Annotated in this window: 19 protein-coding genes; 13 read left to right on the top strand and 6 right to left on the bottom strand. The window is 67.8% G+C overall.

The features are described 5' to 3' along the window. Positions 1 to 67 precede the first annotated feature (67 nt). Entirely contained in the window at positions 68 to 1,534 is a 1,467-nt protein-coding gene (locus BMY06_RS29345; protein WP_244144308.1) for a nucleobase:cation symporter-2 family protein, read from the bottom strand. Positions 1,535 to 1,690: 156 nt separating this feature from the next. Here BMY06_RS29345 and BMY06_RS29340 point away from each other — a divergent pair, with 156 nt between their 5' ends. The 6 genes from BMY06_RS29340 to BMY06_RS29315 all read left to right on the top strand — a co-directional run bounded on the left by BMY06_RS29340 (position 1,691) and on the right by BMY06_RS29315 (position 6,634). Then, a complete protein-coding gene (locus BMY06_RS29340) occupies positions 1,691 to 1,942 on the top strand; it encodes a hypothetical protein (RefSeq protein WP_074986741.1) in 252 nt (83 codons plus the stop codon). A gap of 234 nt (positions 1,943 to 2,176) precedes the next feature. Then, positions 2,177 to 3,649, top strand: a complete 1,473-nt coding sequence (locus BMY06_RS29335) for a xylulokinase (protein ID WP_074986740.1) — start codon at positions 2,177 to 2,179, stop codon at positions 3,647 to 3,649. Between the two features lie 22 nt (positions 3,650 to 3,671). Beyond that, positions 3,672 to 4,517 carry an S-formylglutathione hydrolase gene (gene fghA, locus BMY06_RS29330; RefSeq protein ID WP_065059279.1) on the top strand — a complete coding sequence of 282 codons (846 nt, stop codon included), beginning with the start codon at positions 3,672 to 3,674 and terminating at the stop codon, positions 4,515 to 4,517. 189 nt (positions 4,518 to 4,706) lie between these two features. Next, positions 4,707 to 5,090 carry a hypothetical protein gene (locus BMY06_RS29325; RefSeq protein ID WP_065059278.1) on the top strand — a complete coding sequence of 128 codons (384 nt, stop codon included), beginning with the start codon at positions 4,707 to 4,709 and terminating at the stop codon, positions 5,088 to 5,090. Between the two features lie 79 nt (positions 5,091 to 5,169). After that, positions 5,170 to 5,628 (top strand): PIN domain-containing protein, encoded by a 459-nt coding sequence (locus BMY06_RS29320; protein WP_065059277.1) that lies wholly within the window; start codon positions 5,170 to 5,172, stop codon positions 5,626 to 5,628. A gap of 4 nt (positions 5,629 to 5,632) precedes the next feature. Further along, a complete protein-coding gene (locus tag BMY06_RS29315; protein WP_074986738.1) occupies positions 5,633 to 6,634 on the top strand; it encodes a CBASS cGAMP-activated phospholipase in 1,002 nt (333 codons plus the stop codon). 99 nt (positions 6,635 to 6,733) lie between these two features. Here the strand turns inward: BMY06_RS29315 and BMY06_RS29310 are convergent, their stop codons facing one another. The 3 genes from BMY06_RS29310 to BMY06_RS29300 are packed head-to-tail and all read right to left on the bottom strand — an operon-like array spanning position 6,734 to position 9,419. Next, positions 6,734 to 7,522, bottom strand: a complete 789-nt coding sequence (locus tag BMY06_RS29310) for a metal ABC transporter permease (protein WP_065059275.1) — start codon at positions 7,520 to 7,522, stop codon at positions 6,734 to 6,736. After that, positions 7,515 to 8,462 (bottom strand): ABC transporter ATP-binding protein, encoded by a 948-nt coding sequence (locus BMY06_RS29305; protein ID WP_110328860.1) that lies wholly within the window; start codon positions 8,460 to 8,462, stop codon positions 7,515 to 7,517. Before BMY06_RS29305 ends, BMY06_RS29310 begins: the two co-directional genes overlap by 8 nt. Before the next feature lie 27 nt (positions 8,463 to 8,489). Next, on the bottom strand, positions 8,490 to 9,419 hold the full coding sequence (locus tag BMY06_RS29300) for a metal ABC transporter solute-binding protein (RefSeq protein WP_080180653.1): 930 nt from the start codon (positions 9,417 to 9,419) through the stop codon (positions 8,490 to 8,492). Positions 9,420 to 9,755: 336 nt separating this feature from the next. Here BMY06_RS29300 and BMY06_RS29295 point away from each other — a divergent pair, with 336 nt between their 5' ends. The 7 genes from BMY06_RS29295 (at position 9,756) to BMY06_RS29265 (ending at position 16,697) form a co-directional block, all read left to right on the top strand. Continuing rightward, positions 9,756 to 10,559 carry an L-iditol 2-dehydrogenase gene (locus BMY06_RS29295; protein ID WP_074986737.1) on the top strand — a complete coding sequence of 268 codons (804 nt, stop codon included), beginning with the start codon at positions 9,756 to 9,758 and terminating at the stop codon, positions 10,557 to 10,559. A gap of 112 nt (positions 10,560 to 10,671) precedes the next feature. Beyond that, complete coding sequence (locus tag BMY06_RS29290; RefSeq protein ID WP_065059273.1) at positions 10,672 to 11,994, top strand: ABC transporter substrate-binding protein; 1,323 nt, start codon at positions 10,672 to 10,674, stop codon at positions 11,992 to 11,994. A 116-nt stretch (positions 11,995 to 12,110) separates the two neighbouring features. Then, positions 12,111 to 13,058, top strand: coding sequence for a carbohydrate ABC transporter permease (locus BMY06_RS29285; protein ID WP_065059272.1), 948 nt, complete (start codon positions 12,111 to 12,113; stop codon positions 13,056 to 13,058). Continuing rightward, positions 13,055 to 13,933, top strand: coding sequence for a carbohydrate ABC transporter permease (locus BMY06_RS29280; protein WP_065059271.1), 879 nt, complete (start codon positions 13,055 to 13,057; stop codon positions 13,931 to 13,933). Before BMY06_RS29285 ends, BMY06_RS29280 begins: the two co-directional genes overlap by 4 nt. A 22-nt stretch (positions 13,934 to 13,955) precedes the next feature. Then, positions 13,956 to 14,663, top strand: coding sequence for an HAD family hydrolase (locus BMY06_RS29275; RefSeq protein WP_074986736.1), 708 nt, complete (start codon positions 13,956 to 13,958; stop codon positions 14,661 to 14,663). An 88-nt stretch (positions 14,664 to 14,751) separates the two neighbouring features. After that, on the top strand, positions 14,752 to 15,861 hold the full coding sequence (locus BMY06_RS29270; protein WP_074986735.1) for an ABC transporter ATP-binding protein: 1,110 nt from the start codon (positions 14,752 to 14,754) through the stop codon (positions 15,859 to 15,861). 182 nt (positions 15,862 to 16,043) lie between these two features. After that, positions 16,044 to 16,697, top strand: coding sequence for a hypothetical protein (locus BMY06_RS29265; RefSeq protein ID WP_074986734.1), 654 nt, complete (start codon positions 16,044 to 16,046; stop codon positions 16,695 to 16,697). 28 nt (positions 16,698 to 16,725) lie between these two features. On the opposite strand, the gene BMY06_RS29260 is transcribed toward BMY06_RS29265, so the two are convergent. Continuing rightward, positions 16,726 to 17,679 carry a sugar-binding transcriptional regulator gene (locus BMY06_RS29260; protein WP_065059267.1) on the bottom strand — a complete coding sequence of 318 codons (954 nt, stop codon included), beginning with the start codon at positions 17,677 to 17,679 and terminating at the stop codon, positions 16,726 to 16,728. Positions 17,680 to 17,802: 123 nt separating this feature from the next. Continuing rightward, complete coding sequence (xylB, locus tag BMY06_RS29255; RefSeq protein WP_074986733.1) at positions 17,803 to 19,290, bottom strand: xylulokinase; 1,488 nt, start codon at positions 19,288 to 19,290, stop codon at positions 17,803 to 17,805. Positions 19,291 to 19,338 lie beyond the last annotated feature (48 nt).

The following is a 19,338-nucleotide window of genomic DNA, read 5'->3' as shown; positions in this document are numbered from 1 at the left end:
GCCAAACCAGCAAAAGACCCCGGCCGATGCGTCTCGCGCAGGCGGCCGGAGCACCTCTCGCGTCGACTCAGTGTGCCGCGGTGCGCGGCATGTCATGACCGGCTTCCGGGCCGCCAGGCGCGTCGTGCGCATGGCGGCCGTCGAAATCGTGCCCGGCGCGGCGGATGTCGCGGCCGGCGGCGCGTTCGCTCTTCACGCCGTTGAAGATCAGGTTGAGCACCACCGCGCACACCGAGGCGAGCAGGATGCCGCTATGCAGGATCGGCGAGAGCGCGGGCGGCAGTTGCGCGAAGAAGTGCGGCGAGACCACCGGCACGAGCCCGAAGCCCACGCTCACCGCGACGATGAACAGGTTGTGCTGGTTCTTCACGAAATCCACCTTCGCCAGCACCTTGATGCCGTTCGCGGCCACCATGCCGAACATCACGATGCCCGCGCCGCCGAGCACGAAGGCGGGCACCGAGGCGACCATCTGCGCCATCTTCGGAAAGAGGCCGAGCAGCACGAGGATCACGCCGCCCATCGCGCAGACGTAGCGGCTTTTCACGCCCGTCACGCCGATCAGCCCGACGTTCTGCGAGAACGAGGTGTGCGGAAACGAGTTGAAGATGCCGCCGATCATCGTGCCCAGACCGTCCACGCGCAGGCCGCGTACGAGCGTCGCCTGATCGACGGGACGCTCGACCATGTCGCCCACCGCGAGGAACATGCCGGTCGATTCGATGAAGGTGACGAACATCACGATCACCATCGTCGCGATCGGCAGCACGTGGAATTTCGGCATGCCGAAGTGGAACGGCATCACGAAGCCGACCCACGGCGCGTGCGTGATGCCGTCGAGGTTCACGCGGCCGAGCGCCAGCGCGATCGCGAAGCCCGCCACGATGCCGAGCAGCACCGAGATATTGGCGATGAAGCCGCGGCCGAACTTGTTGATCAGCAGGATCAGCATCAGCACGAGCAGCGAGAGGCCGAGATAGACCGGGTCGCCGTAATTCGGATTGCCCACGCCGCCGGCCGCCCAGTTGATGCCCACTTCCATCAGCGAGAGGCCGATCACCGCGATCACCGTGCCCACCACGACGGGCGGGAAGAAGCGCAGCAGCTTGCCGATCATCGGCGCGATGACGATGCCGATCGCGCCCGCCGCGATGGTCGAGCCGAAGATGTCGAGGATGCCGAGCGACGGATTCGTGCCGATGGCGATCATCGGGCCGACCGAGGCGAACGTGCAGCCCATGATGACGGGCAGGCGGATGCCGAAGATCCACAGGCCGAGCGTCTGGATCAGCGTGGCGATGCCGCACGCGAACAGGTCGGCGCTGATGAGAAAGGCCACCTGATCTTTCGGCAGACCGATGGCGCCGCCGATGATGAGCGGCACCGCCACCGCGCCCGCGTACATCACGAGCACGTGCTGGATGCCGAGCGTCAGCAACTGGCCGAACGGCAGACGTTCGTCGCACGGGTGAACCTGGGCGCCGCCACGCTGTCGGGACTGGGCCGGCTCCCGTTCCATACCCTGGGGATGCATGTCGTCTCTCTCCGTCTTCGTTTGGGAATATGGACTCCAAGGTATGCGCGCAAAAAATATGCAACAAGACCGCTGGGGACTATTCCGTGCTTTCCGGGGGCGATATGCGCGCGGGCCGCGCAGCGCGCGCCACGAGGGCGCGATCGTGCGCGGCGCATGAACGCGATGGCGCGCGCGGCGAGGCCGGGGCGCGTCGCGTCGAGGTGGCCGCGACGCGCGCATGCGCCGTTCGTCCCATGTTTCAGGCGGTTTGCGGCGTTCGGCGGCGCGCGCGCAGTGACGGCGTGCGTCGCGCCGGACGCGTTCGACGCAGCGAAAAGCGACGCTGTCGCGGCGCGGCTGACGCCGGCCGGATGCGCGCACGCATGGCGGCGTGGTTATGATCTCTATTTCGCTTTCCGCATGTGAGCCGTTTTGCATTGCGCGCGGTGCGGGTGGGTTTACCCGCGAGCGCGGGCGGTCCGTGGGGTTTCGCGTGATTTCGTGGCGTGCTCGGCGCGTGCTCGGCGCATATGTGCGCGGACTCGCCGCCTGACCCTCGCGCCGGTATCATGAGCCGTTACACCAGCCGCCATTCGGCCCGTTTCGTTTCGCCGTCTGCGGTTCGCGGCCAGCCCTTCCTCTTCTTTCCAGACGCTTCGCATGCACGCATCGTCCGCGCGTTTTCTCGGCATCGACCTCGGCACCGGTTCCCTCAAAGTCGCGATCGTCGATGACGAAGGCGCGGAGCGCTGCGTGGCGAGCATCGCCTATGCGCTCGAAACGCCGCAGCCCGGCTGGGCCGAAATCGACGTGCGGCGCTGGTGGGACGCGCTCGTGCAGGCCTGCGCGAAGCTGCCCGAAGCGGAGCGCGCGGCGGTGCGGGCGATCGGTTTTTCCGGGCAGATGCACGGCGTCGTGCTCACCGATGCGCGCGGTCAGGCGCTGCGTCCCGCGATGCTGTGGCCCGACACGCGCGCGCACGATCTGCTCGACGCCTGGCCCGACAGCGACGCGCATCCGCAGCCCAATCCCGTCGCGCCCGGCATGGCGGGCCCGCTGCTGCGCTGGACGATGCAGCACGAGCGCGTCGTCGCCGACGCCGCGCGCTGGGCGCTGCAACCGAAGGACTGGCTGCGCGCGGCGCTCGCAGGCGGCGCGCCGGAGGCCTTCGTCGCCGATCCGTCCGATGCCTGCGCGACCGCGCTTGCCGCACCCGACGGCCAGTGGGATCGCGCGTTGATCGAGCGTCTCGGTTTGCCGTCGCACTGGTTCGCGCCGCTGGCGGCGTCGGGCGCGGCGAGCGGCACGCTCAGCGCCGACGCGGCGCGCGCGCTCGGCCTGCCGGTGGGCATCGTGCTCGCGACCGGCGCGGGCGACACACCGTGCGCGGCGCTCGGCAGCGGTCTGCACGAGGACGGCGACGCGCTCGTCACCACCGGCACGGGCGGCCAGATTCTCGTGACGGCGCGCAGCGAGCCGCCTGCGCGGCGCGGCATTCATCGCTATCGTTCGGCGTCGGGCGGCTGGTATGCGATGGCCGCGATGCAGAACGTGGGGGTGGCGCTCGAAGCGGCGCGTGGCTGGCTGGTCTACGATTGGCGCGCCGCGTATGACGAGGCGTTTGCCGCGCCCGCGTCGTCCACGCTCGCGTTCCTGCCGTATCTGAGCGGAGAGCGTTCGCCGTGGCTCGATCCGTCGGCGCGCGGCGGCTGGCTCGGCGCGGGACTCGGCGATACGCGCGGCACGCTCATGCGCGCGGCGTTCGAGGGCGTGGCGTTTGCGTTGCGCGCGGGGCTCGACGCCTTGCGCGAAGCGCAGGTCCAGCCCGCGCCGCTCGCTTCGCTCAAACTCGCGGGCGGCGGTTCCGTCGATCCGCGCTGGCGGCAACTGCTCGCCGACGCGCTCGGCGCCGAACTGCACGCCATCGACTGTCCGAACGCGGCCACGCGCGGCGCGGCGCTGCTCGGCGGCGTCGCGTGCGGACACTGGCGCATGGACGAACTCGCGGCGCTCGCGCCCGCATCGGCGCGCGTCGCGCAGCCGCGCGAGGACGCCGCGCTTGCGCAGCGCCACGCGCGCTTTATCGATTTATATGGCCGGGTGCGAAGCTGGTTCGCACCGGCCAGTTCCTGACTGAGAGCGGAGGAAAAACGGGATGCTGATCCTGATTGAAGAACACGCCTGCTACGGCGGCGTGCAACGCATCTACAAGCACGAGTCGGAAACCATCGGCCTGCCGATGCGCTTTTCGGTCTATCTGCCGCCGCAGGCGCGCAACGCGAAGGTGCCCGCGCTCTTTTATCTCGCAGGCCTGACCTGCACCGAGGAAACCTTCCCGATCAAGGCGGGCGCGCAGCGCTTCGCCGCGCAGCACGGCATCGCGCTGATTGCGCCCGACACCAGCCCGCGCGGCGCGAACGTGCCCGGCGAAGCCGATGCGTGGGACTTCGGCGTGGGCGCGGGTTTCTACGTCGACGCCACGCGCGAGCCGTGGTCGACGCACTGGCGCATGTATTCGTACGTGCGCGACGAGCTGCGCGCGGCGGTCACCGAACATCTGCCGATCGACGGCGAACGCCTCGGCATCTTCGGCCACTCGATGGGCGGACACGGCGCGCTGACGCTCGCGCTGCGCAATCCGGATATCTATCGCTCGGTGTCGGCGTTCGCGCCGATCGCCGCGCCCACGCGCTGCCCGTGGGGCGAGAAAGCCTTCAGCGGCTATCTCGGCGACGACCGCGAAGCGTGGAAGCAGTACGACGCGAGCGAACTCGTGGCGACGGCCGCGCACCAGTTCGAGGCGGGCATTCTGGTCGATCAGGGTCTCGCCGACGCGTTCCTCGCGAACCAGTTGAACCCGGACGTGTTCGAGGCCGCCTGCGCGGCGGCGGGCCAGCCGCTCACGCTGCGCCGTCACGAAGACTACGATCACGGTTACTTCTTCATCCAGAGCTTCATCGAGGACCATCTCGCGCATCACGCGAGCGTGCTGCTGAAGTAAGGCGCACGGAGCGGAGCGCGGCAAAAGCCGTGCAAAAGCGCAAGGGCCGTCACGCAACGCGTCGCGGCCCTTTTTTGCGTCCGGCTTCTGAGGATTCGACCCCGTTGCAAAACTTGGAAATCTGGTCAGGTTGGTACTAGAATCTGGTCAGGTTGAACCTGTTAGTTCTTATTTTTTGGAGCCACGATCATGCGAGCACTGCGAGTCGAACCGGAAGCCGGCAAGGAAACCGTCGAGCGCCGCATGGTCGATTTCCAGGCGGCCGTGAAGGCGATCGCCGCGCGCGTCGGCGCCACCGACATCAACGCGGCCGGCACGCCCATTTCCGCGTTCAAGACCAATTATTCGAGCGTGCTCAAGCGCGTGAAGTCGGGATCGGTGGAGATCGTCAACCAGGGCCAGGAGCCGTTCATCATCCTCGGTCTCGATCAGGCGGTCGCGCTGATGTCCAACACGGTCAGCGACCGCACCGTGGCGGAAGTGTTCGCCGGGCTGCCCTCGGTGCCGGCCACGGGCAAGCTGCCGCGCGACGTGTCGATCGACGCCGAAGATCACTACCGCGTGCCGCGTTGAGCGGCCGCGGTTTCGCGCCGCACGCACCTCATTACAACAACCGATCGACATTCGGGGCATTACGAGACAAAGGCCGTCCATGCCGAGATTCCTGTTGGGCACGAATACGCTCATCGACATGTGCATCGAAGACACCGCGTCGCGCAAATGGATGGAAAGCGGCGTGAAGGCGCGCGACATCAACCTCAGCGTGATCAGCGTGGCCGCCGCGCGCCAGGTGATCGCGCAGCACAAGACCAGCGAGCCGCGCCGCGCCGCCTTCAGGAAGGCGCTCGAAGCGCGGCTGGCTGCGCTCGTCGACGACGGCTCGGTGCTGCTGCCGTTCGACCAGGCCGAGGCCGCCGAGTGGGAACAGTGGCGCGGCCATCAGCCGCTCGAAATCGAGAAGGGCGGCAAGCGCCATGCGGTCGGTCAGGACACGCGCATGGTGATCGCCACGGCCGTCGCGAACGGCTGCACGCTCGTCGAGCCCGAAGAGGCGTACCACCGCGAACTGCGCAAGCTGCAGGTGAGCGTGGTGTCGCTGCTCGAGGAATAAGCCCTTGGATCCGCTGGACGACCAGTTCCGCGTGCCTGGCGGCCGCCTCACCCCCGCGCCCGCCTGCTGCCGCGTGCTGAGCCTGTCGGGCGGCGGCTTTCGCGGCCTCTACACGGCGCGCCTGCTCGCGCGCATCGAGGAAAGCGGCAAGTTCGGCGACGGCCCGATCGGCGCGCGTTTCGACCTGATCGCGGGCACCTCGGTCGGCGGCATTCTCGCGGCGGGGCTGGCGGCGGGCGTCAGTGCGCGCGAACTGCACGCGATGCTCGCGCAGTGGGGGCCGTCGATTTTTCCAAAGCTCTCGCTGCGCACGCTCCAGAAACTCTTCAGCAAGAAGGTGTACGCGGCCGAGCCGCTCGAACGCGCGATCGTCGCGTGTCTCGACGGCCGCGCGCACACGCCGCTCTCCGAACTCGACAAGCCGCTCATGCTGACGACCGTGAGCTGGTCGCTCGGCGAGATCCGTCTGCTGCGCAGCCGCGGTCTCGCGGGCGACGAAGCGGATGCCTGTTCGCTGCTCGCCGCCGCGCGCGCGACCTCGGCGGCGCCCGCGCATTTCCCCGCCGTGATGCTCGACGACGACTGGCACGTGGACGGCGGCCTCGCCGCCAATTGCCCCGACGCGCACGCGCTCGTCCAGGCCCAGCGGCGCGGCGCGCCGGTGCGCATGCTGAGCGTCGGCACCACGGGCGTGCGCCACAAGAGCGTGCCGAGCCGTCTGCCGCTGCGCGGCTTCGCATGGGCGCAGCCCGCGCTCGATCTGAGCATGGAGGCGCAGGAGCACATGGCGCGCGCCACCTGTGCGCGCGAGCTGCGCGAGCGCTATCTGCATCTGAACAGCGAGGCGGGCGGCGATCAGCAGATCCTGCGCGATCTCGACGTCGCCACGCCCGATGCCAGCGCGGCGCTCACGCGGCTCGCCGATCAGCGTTTCGAGGCGCTGCTCGCGGACGCCGAGGAGTCGCGGCGGCTGCGTTTCATCACGGGCGACGGCGAGGCCGTGTAGCGGCATCGGCCACGCGTGGCGTGCCACCGAAGGCGATAAAAAAGGCGTTGTCCCTCGCGGGTACAACGCCTTTTTTCGTTGGAGTGCGCGCGGCGCCGCTTACGACTGCCGCTTGCCGATCAGGCTCGCGCCATAGACGAGCGCGGCGAGCGCGGTGATCCAGAAGCTCGTCGGCCAGTCGGTGTAGTAGGCGAGCGCGACGCCGATCCACGCCTGCGCGAGCGCGAGCAGCGCCGCGAGCACGAGGCCCGCCGAGAGCCGCGTCGTGAGGTTCTGCGCGGCGGCGGCGGGGCCGACCATCAGCGTGAACACCAGCAGCACGCCGACGATCTGCGTGCACGCAGCCACGGCGAGCGCGGCGATGCCGAGAAACAGCATCGACACGAGACGCAGCGACACGCCTTTCGCTTCCGCAAGCTCCGGCTGCAGCGAGGCGAACAGCAGCGGACGCATGATGGCCGCGAGCGCCCCGAGGCTCGCCACCGCGAGCGCCGCGAGCACGCCGAGCGTGTCGCGGTTCACGCCGAGCACGTTGCCGAACAGCAGCGCCGTGACCTGCGTGGCGTAGGACGTGAAGAAGTGCAGGAACAGCAGGCCGAAGCCGAGCGCGAGCGAGAGAATCACGCCGATCGCCACGTCGCGGCCCGCGAGTTTTTCGCCGAGCGCGCCCATCGAGACGCCCGCCGCGAGCGTGAAGCCCACCATGCCCCACATCGGTGAGACGCCCAGCAGGACGGCGCCGGTCGCGCCCGTGAAGCCGACGTGCGAGAGCGCGTGACCCGCGAAGGTCTGTCCGCGCATCACCAGAAAATAGCCGACGATGCCCGCAAGTACGGCGACGATGCCCGACGCCGCGAAGGCGTTCACCATGAAATCGTATTCAAGCATCGTGCGAGTGGCCGTGTGCGTCGTTGTTGTTGTGGGCGTGTGCGTGGCCGTGCGCGCCGTGCGAATGGCCGTGGTCGTGGCCATGATCGTGCTCGTGTTCGTGGTCGTGTTTTTCGACTTCCACGTCGCCGGACATCACGAAAATGCGGCCCTTCATGCGCATCACCTCGATCGGCGAGCCGTAGAGGCGCGAGAGCACGGGCGCGGTGATCACTTCGTCCACGCTGCCGAGCGCCGCCACGCCGTTGCCCAGATACAGCACGCGGTCGAGCGCGTTGAGGAGCGGATTGAGTTCGTGCGCCGAGAACAGTACGGCGATGCCCAGTTCGCGCTGCACGCGCCGCACGAGTTCGACCACGCCGCGCTGATGGTGCGGGTCGAGGCTGATGAGCGGCTCGTCGAGCAGCAGCAGTTTCGGGTCGCCGAGCAGACATTGCGCGAGCAGCAGGCGCTGGCGCTCGCCGCCCGAGAGTTCGGAAAGCGGCCGGTCGGCGAGCTTCGTCGCGCCCACGAGATCGAGCACGCGGGCGACGTCGGCGCGCGTGGCGGCGTCGGCGCGCGGCAGGCCCCAGCGGTGCCCGTCGGCGGCCATCGCCACGAAGTCGCGGCCGCGCACGCGGCGGCTCGCGAGCGCCGTGCGCGTCTGCGGCATGTAGCCGATCTTCGGATTGCCGCGCGCGACCGGTTCGCCGAGCACGCGGATCGCGCCGCGCGAGGCGGGCACGAGGCCGAGGATCGCGCGCATCAGCGTGGTCTTGCCCGCGCCGTTCGGTCCGAGCACGCCGATGAATTCGCCCTGGTTCACGGCGAAGTTGGCGTCGCGCAGGATCGTGCGTTCGCCGAGCGTGAGCGTCACGCCCGCGAGCGTGAGCACCGGCTGCGGCGCGCGGTGGTGATGCACGTCCTGTGCGTGTTGCGGAGAGGGCGCGGCCTCTGTCATTGCTTCTGTTCCCTGAATACTTCGTGTTTAGTGCTGCGCGAGCGCCTTGCCGAGCGCGTCGAGCTGCGCCAGCATCCACTGCTGGAAATTCACGCCTGCGGGCTGCGTCTCGGTCACGCTCACCGTCGGCACCTTCGATTGCTGCGCGAGGCCGAGCATGCGCCGCGTGAGCGCTTCGGTCGCCTGGCTGTTGTAGATCAGCACGTGCACGCGGCGTTCGCGCAGATCGCGCTCGAAAGCGGCGATGTCCGACGCGCTCGCCTCGGTGTCGTTCATCGCGGCCAGCTGGAAGCGCAGATTACGCATGTCGAGACCGATCGCATCCGACATATAGCCGAACACCGGTTCGGTGGCCGTCACCGGCACGCCCTTGTACTGCGCGCGCAGCGCGGCGACCTTCGCGTCGATCGGCTTGAGCGAGCCGAGGAACGTGGCCAGGTTCGCATCGTACACGCTCTTGTGTGCGGGGTCCGCCGCGCCGAGCGCCGCGCTCACCGCGCGCGCCACGGCGGGCATCGTTTGCGGGTCGTACCAGAGGTGCGGATTGTCGCCCGCCTTCTTGCCGACGAGGTCCGCCGCGACGATGGTCGTGCGCTGGCCGCCCTGGGTCGCGCCGAGCAGCTTGCTCATCCACGGGTCGTAGTCGGCGCCGTTGTAGACCACCACGCGCGCGTGCTGGAGCGCGCGCGCCGTCTTCGGGCTCGCTTCGAACAGGTGCGGGTCCTGGTCCGGATTGCTCAGGATGCTCGTCACGCTCACGTTCGCGCCGCCGATCTGCTTGACGACGTCGCCATAGAAGTTCTCCGCCGCCACCACGGGGATGGCGGTGTCGGCCTGCGCCGCGCGCGCCGGGCCGAGCAGGCCCGCGATGGCGGCGAGGGTGGTGAACGTCAGCGTGGCGGCGGCCTGCGCGAGGCGGCTGCGCGTGCGCAGCTTCGCGCCGGAAATTGCGAGCATGGTTCTATCCTTGGACGAGAGGCGAGGCCGATTAAAGACGGAAAGCACGACCGGAAGGGCCAAATGGTGAAAATCCGTGAAGGCGAGATGATATAACGTATCACGCAGGATGGCGAGTCAGCCGGACGGCCGATGCCGGGAGCGCCGGGAGAATCGGGCGCGCGGCGCGCCGGCTTGCGCGGCGCACCATCGAAATCCGACGGCCAAGCGTTTGTCCGCCTTGACATGTCCGCGTCCGTATCCGATCATTCGACCACTAATAGAGCAAATGTTCATGTGTCGGGCGAGTGTTCATCAGCGCGCGCCGGCGGCACGGACGAACTCGGAGACAACCCTGTGGCACATTCCGCAAACCCGGCGGCTGGACGTTTGCAGGACAAGGTGGCGGTGCTGACCGGCGCGGCGAGCGGTATCGGCGAAGCGGTCGCGCAGCGCTATCTGGACGAAGGCGCGCGCTGCGTGCTGGTCGACGTGAAGCCCGCCGACGCCATCGCCGTCGAACTGGCCGCCGCGCATCCCGAACGCGTGCTCACGCTGAGCGCGGACGTCACGCGCCGCGAGGACATCGAGCGCATCGTGCTCACGGCGGTCGAGCGCTTCGGCCGCATCGACATTCTTTTCAATAACGCGGCGCTGTTCGACATGCGCCCGCTGCTCGACGAATCCTGGGACGTCTACGACCGGCTCTTCGCGGTGAACGTGAAGGGCATGTTCTTTCTGATGCAGGCCGTCGCGCGCCGCATGGTCGAACAGGGGCAGGGCGGCAAGATCATCAATATGTCGTCGCAGGCCGGGCGCCGCGGCGAAGCGCTGGTTTCGCACTACTGCGCAACCAAGGCGGCGGTGCTGAGCTATACGCAGTCGGCGGCGCTCGCGCTCGCACCGCACCGGATCAACGTGAACGGCATCGCGCCGGGCGTGGTGGATACGCCGATGTGGGAGCAGGTGGACGCGCTGTTCGCGCGCTACGAGCATCGGCCGCTGGGCGAGAAGAAGCGGCTCGTGGGCGAGGCGGTGCCGCTCGGCCGCATGGGCCTGCCTGGCGACCTCACGGGCGCGGCGCTCTTTCTCGCGTCCGCCGACGCCGATTACATCACCGCGCAGACGCTCAACGTCGACGGCGGCAACTGGATGAGCTGAACCGCCGCGACACGCAGCAACGCAGGACCCGGCAGCACGACGTCACGTCGCATCAAGATTGCAACACGCAACGCACTACGACGCATAACGTAACAAACAAGGAGACAACGTCATGAAACCCGTTTTGAAGACCGTGCTGCGTGCCATGAGCGCGGGTGCAATGATCGCTGCCGCGGGCGCGGCCCACGCGCAGACCGTGACGATCGCGATGTTGAACAACCCGGACATGCTCGAGCTGAAGAAGCTCTCGCCGGCCTTCGAAAAAGCCAATCCGGGCATCAAGCTGAACTGGGTGATCCTCGAGGAAAACGTGCTGCGCCAGCGCGCCACGACCGACATCACGACCAACAGCGGCCAGTTCGACGTGATGATGATCGGCACCTATGAAGCGCCGCAGTGGGGCAAGCGCGGCTGGCTCGCGCCGATGACGAACCTGCCCGCCTCCTACGACATCGACGACGTGGTGAAGACCGCGCGCGACGGCCTTTCGTACAACGGCACGCTGTACGCGCTGCCGTTCTACGTCGAAAGCTCGATGACGTACTACCGCAAGGATCTGTTCGCCGCGAAGGGCCTCAAGATGCCCGATCAGCCGACTTACGACCAGATCAAGGACTTCGCCGACAAGCTCACCGACAAGGCGTCCGGCACCTACGGCATCTGCCTGCGCGGCAAGGCCGGCTGGGGCGAGAACATGGCCTATGTGACGACGGTGGTGAACACCTTCGGCGGCCGCTGGTTCGACGAGAAGTGGCACGCGCAGCTCACCACGCCCGAGTGGAAGAAGGCGGTGGGCTTCTACGTCGACATGCTGAAGAAGGATGGCCCTCCGGGAGCGAGCTCGAACGGCTTCAACGAAAACCTCACGCTGATGTCGTCGGGCAAGTGCGCGATGTGGATCGACGCGACGGTGGCCGCGGGCATTCTGTACAACAAGTCGCAGTCGCAGGTCGCCGACAAGATCGGCTTCGCGGCCGCGCCGACCGCCGTCACGCCGAACGGCGCGCACTGGCTCTGGTCGTGGGCGCTGGCGGTGCCGAAGTCGTCGAAGTCGCAGGACTCGGCGCGCAAGTTCATCGAATGGGCGACCTCGAAGCAATACGTCGAGCTCGTGGCGAAGGACGAGGGCTGGGCGTCGGTGCCGTCGGGTACGCGCATCTCGACCTATCAGCGTCCGGAGTACAAGCAGGCCGCGCCGTTCTCGGAGTTCGTGCTGAAGGCGATCCAGACCGCCGATCCGAATCACCCGACCTTGAAGCCGGTGCCGTACACGGGTGTGCAGTTCGTCGGGATTCCTGAGTTCCAGTCGTTCGGCACCGTGGTCGGTCAGAGCATCTCCGGCGCCGTCGCCGGTCAGATGAGCGTCGATCAGGCGCTCAGCGCGGGCAACGCCGCCGCCGATCGCGCCGTGGCGCAGGCCGGGTATCAGAAGTAACGCAGCGCAGTAACGCAGTTCAGTAACGCCGCGAGGCGCGTCCACGACGGGCCGCCTCGCGCTGCAGATGTGGTGCCGTGCCCCCGCGCGGCGCGCTACAGAGAAGGGTGGTCCTCATGCGTCATCTCCATCTCCACATGCCTCTATTCAATCGAACGCGCGCACCCAAACCGAACGTGCAACAGGTGGAACAGCGCCGCTCGGCGTCGCGCTGGCTGGTCTCGCCTTCGGTCGCCGTCCTGCTGCTCTGGATGACGATTCCGCTCGCGATGACGATCTGGTATTCGTTCACGCGCTACAACCTGCTGAATCCCGACCTCAAGGGTTTCGCCGGCCTCGACAACTACAAGTTTCTCGCCACCGATCCGGCGTTCATCCCGTCGATCGTCCACACGATCGTGCTGATCGTCTCGGTGCTCGCGATTACCGTGATCGGCGGCGTGCTGATGGCGGTGCTGTTCGACCGCAAGTTCATCGGCCAGGGCATCGCGCGCCTGTTCGCCATCGCGCCGTTCTTCGTGATGCCGACGGTGAGCGCGCTGATCTGGAAGAACATGATCCTGCATCCGGTCTACGGCCTCGTGGCCGTGGCGATGCGCGCGGTCGGCCTCACGCCGATCGACTGGTTCGCGGTCTATCCGCTGTTCGCGGTCATCATGATCGTGGCGTGGCAATGGCTGCCGTTCGCGTTCCTGATTCTCTTCACGGCGATCCAGTCGCTCGACCAGGAGCAGAAGGAAGCCGCGAAGATCGACGGCGCGGGCGCGATCTCGATGTTCTTCTACATCACGCTGCCGCATCTGCGACGCGCGATCGCCGTGGTGGTGATGATGGAAACCATCTTCCTGCTGTCGATCTTCGCCGAGATCTACACGACCACGGGCGGCGGTCCCGGCAACGCGACCACCAACCTCACGTACCTGATCTACTCGATGGGCCTGCAGCAGTTCGACGTGGGCATCGCCTCGGCGGGCGGCATTCTGGCCGTCGTGCTCGCGAACATCGTGTCGTTCTTCCTCGTGCGCATGCTCGCCCGCAACCTCAAAGGGGAGTACGAAAAATGAGTCAGGTTACCGCTACGCCCGCCAGCGCGCCCAATTCGCCGCACGCGGTCAATCGCGCCTCGCCGCTGCAATTGCTCGGCCGCGTGGTGCCGGGGCTGCTCGCGTGGGTTATCGCGCTCGCGCTGTTCTTCCCGATCTTCTGGATGACGATCACGGCGTTCAAGACCGAGCAGCAGGCTTACGTTCCGTCGCTGTTCTTCATGCCGACGCTCGACAGCTTCCGCGAGGTGTTCGCGCGCAGCAACTACTTTGCGTTCGCATGGAATTCGGTGCTGATCTCGGCGGGCGTGACGATCGTCTGCCTGATTCTCGCCGTGCCCGCCGCCTACGCGATGGCGTTCTTCCCGAATCACCGCACGCAGAAAATCCTGCTGTGGATGCTCTCGACCAAGATGATGCCGTCGGTGGGCGTGCTCGTGCCGATCTATCTGCTGTGGAAAAACACCGGCCTGCTCGACAGCGTGAGCGGACTCGTGATCGTCTACACGCTGATCAATCTGCCGATCGCGGTGTGGATGTCGTACACCTACTTCAACGAGATTCCGCGCGACATTCTCGAAGCCGGACGCATGGACGGCGCGGCCACGTGGCAGGAAATCGTCTATCTGCTGATGCCGATGTCGGTGCCCGGCCTCGCGTCCACCGCGCTGCTGCTGATCATTCTGTCGTGGAACGAAGCCTTCTGGAGCATCAACCTGTCGAGTTCGAACGCGGCGCCGCTGACGGTGTTCATCGCGTCGTATTCGAGTCCGGAAGGGCTGTTCTGGGCCAAGCTCTCGGCGGCTTCGCTGCTGGCGGTCGCGCCGGTGCTGATCGTCGGCTGGCTCTCGCAGAAGCAACTGGTGCGCGGCCTCACGTTCGGCGCGGTCAAATAATCGAAACCGAACCGCAAACGTCATGACGAACCCGCAAAACACGATGACGATCCAGGCGCTCATCTGCGACTGTGACGGCGTGCTGATCGACAGCGAAGCCGTGGCCGCGCGCGTGCTGGTGCGCGAACTCGAAGCGCGCTGGCCCGGCACGAACGTCGCGCCCGTGCTGATGCCGCTGCTCGGCCAGCGCATCGAGCGCGTGCTGGCGGGCGCCGGCGAAGCGCTCGCGCGCACGCTGAGCGGCGCCGATGTCGATGCGATCCGCGCGGTGGCCGAAACCGAAGCCGCCGACGCGCCGCTCTTTCCGGGCGTGGCGGCGGCGCTCGACGCCATCGAACTGCCCAAGGGCTGCGCGAGCAACAGCTACACGGCGGTGGTGCGCCGCGTGCTCGAACGCAACGGCCTCGCGCGCTTTTTCGGCGAGCGGCTCTATTGCGCCGATACGGTCGCGAAACCGAAGCCCGCGCCCGACGTGTATCTCGCGGCGGCGCGCGGCATGAACGTCGCGTCGGCGGCGTGCCTCGTGATCGAGGACAGCGTGGCCGGCGTGAGCGCGGCGCGCGCGGCGGGCATGACCGTGCTCGGCTTCGTGGGCGGCGCGCACGTGGGCGGCGAGGCGCACGCGCTGGCGTTGCGCGCAGTCGGCGCGCGCGAGATTTTCGATGACATGCGCGCGCTGCCCGCGCTCGTGGCGGACTGGATCCAGAAGGCGGAAGCGGGCGCGCAGTGAGCGCGCGCGTGTTCCGGCAAACGAATCAAGAGTGCAATCGCGGCGGGTGCGATGAAGCCCCGGCCGCCGCAACGAATGGAGACACATCATGGCAAGCGTGATCCTGAGAAACGTGCTCAAGCGCTACGACGAAACCGAAGTGCTGCGCGACGTGAACCTCGATATCGGTGACGGCGAGTTCGTCGTGTTCGTCGGCCCGAGCGGCTGCGGCAAGACCACGCTGATGCGGATGATCGCCGGTCTCGAAGACATCAGCGGCGGCGACCTGACGATCGACGGCACGCGCATGAACGACGTGCCGCCCGCCAAGCGCGGCATCGCGATGGTGTTCCAGTCGTATGCGCTTTATCCGCACATGACGCTGTACGACAACATGGCGTTCGGCCTCAAGCTCGCGGGCGCGAAGAAGCCCGAGATCGACGCGGCCGTGAAGAACGCCGCGAAGATCCTGCACATCGACCATCTGCTCGATCGCAAGCCCAAGCAGCTTTCGGGCGGCCAGCGTCAGCGCGTGGCGATCGGGCGCGCGATCACGCGCAAGCCCAAGGTGTTTCTGTTCGACGAACCGCTCTCGAACCTCGACGCCGCGCTGCGCGTGAAGATGCGCCTCGAATTCGCGCGCCTGCACGACGAACTGAAGACCACGATGATCTACGTGACGCACGATCAGGTCGAGGCGATGACGCTCGCGGACAAGATCGTCGTGCTCTCGGCGGGCAACGTCGAGCAGGTCGGCACGCCGAACCGGCTCTATCACGCGCCGGCGAACCGCTTCGTCGCGGGTTTCATCGGCTCGCCGAAGATGAACTTTCTCGAAGGCACGATCGCGCAGGTCGCGAGTGACGGCATCGTCGTGCGTTACGACAGCGGCGAAACGCAGAAGGTCGCGGTGGAGCCGCGCGGCGCGCGCGAAGGCGACAAGGTGACCGTGGGCATCCGGCCCGAGCATCTGCACGTGGGCGTGACGGAGGACGGCGTGAGCGCGAAGGCGATGACGGTCGAATCGCTCGGCGACGCGGCCTATCTTTACGCCGAATGCGCGGCCGCGCCCGACGGTTTGATCGCACGCATTCCGCCGCTCGAACGGCACGAGCGCGGCGAAGCGCTGAAAGTGGGCGCGCCCGCCGATCATTGCCATCTGTTCGATGCGAACGGTCAGGCGTTCGAGCGGCGCTTCGCGCAGGAACTGGCCGCCTGAGTGTTCGCTTGACTGTAGGTGGAGAAGTTTGTTGTCGTTGTCGTAGTCTGAGGTTGCCTTGCCCCAACGAGGGACGCCCGCTTTCGAGCGGGCTTTTTTTGCGCACGTTTTTGCACGCATGCAGGCGAACAAACGAAATCGGGCGCTATCATCCTGCGTCCGAACCCCGACCGCGTGCCATCATGATTCGTAAGATCGTGTCGACTGTGTCGATCGCGAGTGCGCTTGCCGCTTCGCTTTCATTGTCCGCCCTGACCACCCTGAGCGCCCATGCCGCCGACGTGCCCGTCGCGGTGGTGCAGCAGGTCGATTCGCGGCTCGACAGCCAGCACGAGCTGCAGCCGCCGATCATCGACGCAAGCCCGGTCATGCCAGGCGCGTGGGTCTACTTCACGGACAATACCTCGAAGCGCCCCGGCCAGACCGACAGCACACGGCCTTACACGCTCGACGCGCACCTGATCTACCAGGACGCCGATCACGTCTGGCACGACCAGCTGTTCGACCGCTACGAGGAAGACGGCGGCATTCCGCAGATTGCGTCGGTGTTTTTCGCACACGCGGATCACACGGCGCACAGCCGCAGTCTCGTCGTGCTCGTGAAGACGCCGCAGCAGCACGAGGATTACGGCGGCGATGCCTACGACGGCTACGTCTACAAGCTGACCGGCACGGCGGCGCAGGGCGCGGTGTTCGTGGGCTTGCAGAGCGACGCGAGCGCGCCGTTCATCGGGCAGTGCCAATGCGGTTTCCGCGACGGCCGCACGCAACACGCGCGCTATCCGAACGCGACGGCGATCCGCAACGCGCTCGCCGAAACCTTCCCGGAGAAGTAAGCGCTAAAACACGCGCTAAACCAAGCGCTCAGTCCGCGCCGTCGAGCGCCGCGCGCGCGCAGTTCTCGTCGGTGACGAGGCCCGAGAGCCAGCCGCCCTTGAGCGCGGCGATCACGGCGTCGCGCTTGCGTTCGCCGCCCGCGAAGCCGATGGTCGGGCGCTTCGGCGGCGAATCCAGATACAGGCTCGTCACGCGGCGGCCCGTGGCCGATTCCACGCGCTTGCCGTTCGCGTCGATCGGCAAGCCGAGCATTTCCGCGATCGCGCCCAGTTCCATCAGCCCGTGCACTTCGTCGAGCGTCAGGAAGCCGTCCTCGTAGAGCGGGCAGTGCTCGCCGATATTGCCGATGCCGACGAAGGCCACATCGGCCTCGCTCGACAGCCCCTCGACGATGCGATAGAGCCGGTGATTGCACCATTGCGCGCGCTCGGCCTCGTTGTCGGCGATCAGCGGCGCGGGCAGCAGGAAGTGCTTGCCGCCGGTCTTCTCGGAGATGTGCAGCGCCACGTCGTAACGATTCGACGAGCCGTCCTGCGCGATTGCGCCGACCATCGAAACGAGCCGGTGCTGCGGACGGTCGAGCTGCGCGATCTGATCGACGGCGGCCTTGAGCGTGCGCCCGCTGCTCACGGCCACGACCATCGGCCGCTCCTCGGCGAGATAGCGCTCCATCACCTGCGCGCCTGCCACGGCGAGCTTGCGGTCGATCGCGTCCTGGGTGTCGCCGTCGATGGGCACGATCTCGCACACCGAGAGGCCGTAGCGCTTCGAGAGCCGGTCGGCGAGCGCGAGGCAGTCGGCCAGCCGATGATCGACGCGCACGCGGATCAGGTTCTTCTCGACCGCATAGGCGACGAGCCGCTGCGCGACCGGGCGCGAGACCTGGAGCTTTTCGGCGATCTCGTTCTGGGTGTTGCCGGCCACGTAGTAGAGCCACGCGGCGCGGGTGGCGAGATCGAGTTTTTCGGTGGACTTGGGCACGGTGGTCTTCGCTTCGGAGCGGGTTTCTGCGGACGTGTCGGGACGTGGTCGGGCGGTTCGGTCTTTGCGCGCTGACGTCAAAACGGCGCGAACGCGCGAAGTGTACTGGATACGCCGCCGTTCTTACGCCAACCTTTCGCGCGACGGATCGAACAGCGGACGCACGTGCCGGTACAGCGCGCGATACGCGTCGAGCCGCTCGCGCAGCGCCGCGTGGCGCGAGGCGTCGGGCGCGTATTCGGCGGCCACGGGCGCCTTGGTCAGCACCTCGTCGAACGAGCCGCCCGCCGCGAGCCAGCCGAGCCGAGCCGCGCCGAGCGCCGCGCCGGTCTCGCCGCCGCCGTGCTGGCGCGTGGGCGTGTTGAAGGCGTCGGCGACGAGTTGCGCCCAGTAGGCGCTGCGCGCGCCGCCGCCGAGCATCGACAGCGGGCCGACCGTGGTGCCCGCGGAGGCGAGCGCGTCGAGGCCGTCGGTGAGCGCGAGCGTCACGCCTTCGAGCACGGCGTAGCCGAGCAGCGCGCGGTCGGTTGCGTGCGTCATGCCGAAGAACACGCCCTGCGCGTACGGATCGTTGTGCGGCGTGCGCTCGCCCGAGAGGTAGGGCAGAAAGAGCGGCGCCTGCGCTAGCGTGCGCGCGTCGAGCTTTTCGACTTCGGCGAGCAGTTCGGGCTCGTGCGTGCCCGTGAGCTTGCAGACCCAGCGCAGGCAGCTCGCCGCCGAGAGCACCACGCTCATCTGATGCCAGCGGTCCGGAATCGCGTGGCAGAACGCGTGCACGGCCGAGGCCGGATTGGGCGCGAAGCGGTCGCCGATCACGCACAGCACGCCCGAGGTGCCGAGCGAGACGAAGCCGTCGCCGGGCTGCACCGCGCCGATGCCGATCGCGCTCGTGGCGTTGTCGCCGCCGCCGGCCGCCACCACCACGTCCTCGCGCAGCCCGAACTCGCGCGCGACCTCGGGCAGCAGCGTGCCGGACGGCGCACTGCCTTCGGCGAGCGCGGGCATCTGCGCGCGCGTCATGTTGCAGGCGTCGAGCAGGGCGTCGGACCAGTCGCGCTTCGCGACGTCGAGCCAGAGCGTGCCGGCCGCGTCGGACGGATCGGAGACTTTGCCGCCCGTGAGTTTCAGGCGCAGCCAGTCCTTCGGCAGCAGCACGCAGGCGGTCCGGCGAAACAGCTCGGGCTCGTGGCGCGCGACCCACAGCAGCTTGGGCGCGGTGAAGCCCGGCATCGCCAGATTGCCCGCCACGCGATGCAGTTGCGGCGCGCGCGCGGTGAGTTCGGCGCACTCGTCGACGGCGCGCATGTCGTTCCAGAGGATCGCGGGACGCAGCACGGCGTCGTGGCGATCGAGCAGCACCGCGCCGTGCATCTGCCCCGAGAGGCCGATGCCGCGCACCTGCGCGAATTCGTGCGGATGCTGCGCGCGCAGCGCGGCGAGCGCGCGGCGCGTGCCGTCCCACCAGTCGTCGGGATGCTGTTCGGCCCAGCGCGGCTGCGGACGCGAAACCGTGAACGGCGAGCCCGCGGTGCCGATCGCGCGGCCATCGGGCGCGAGCAGCAGGACTTTCACTTCGGAGGTGCCGAGGTCGATGCCGAGATACGTGGACATGGCGCGCGCAGGTTCAGAGGTGGAGGCGCTACTTTAGCCGCGCGCGCA

Source organism: Paraburkholderia tropica (assembly GCF_900109265.1).
In the GTDB taxonomy this organism is placed as follows: Bacteria; Pseudomonadota; Gammaproteobacteria; order Burkholderiales; family Burkholderiaceae; genus Paraburkholderia; species Paraburkholderia tropica.
Note: the sequence above shows the minus strand (reverse complement) of the source record. Positions and strands in the feature narration are given on the sequence as shown.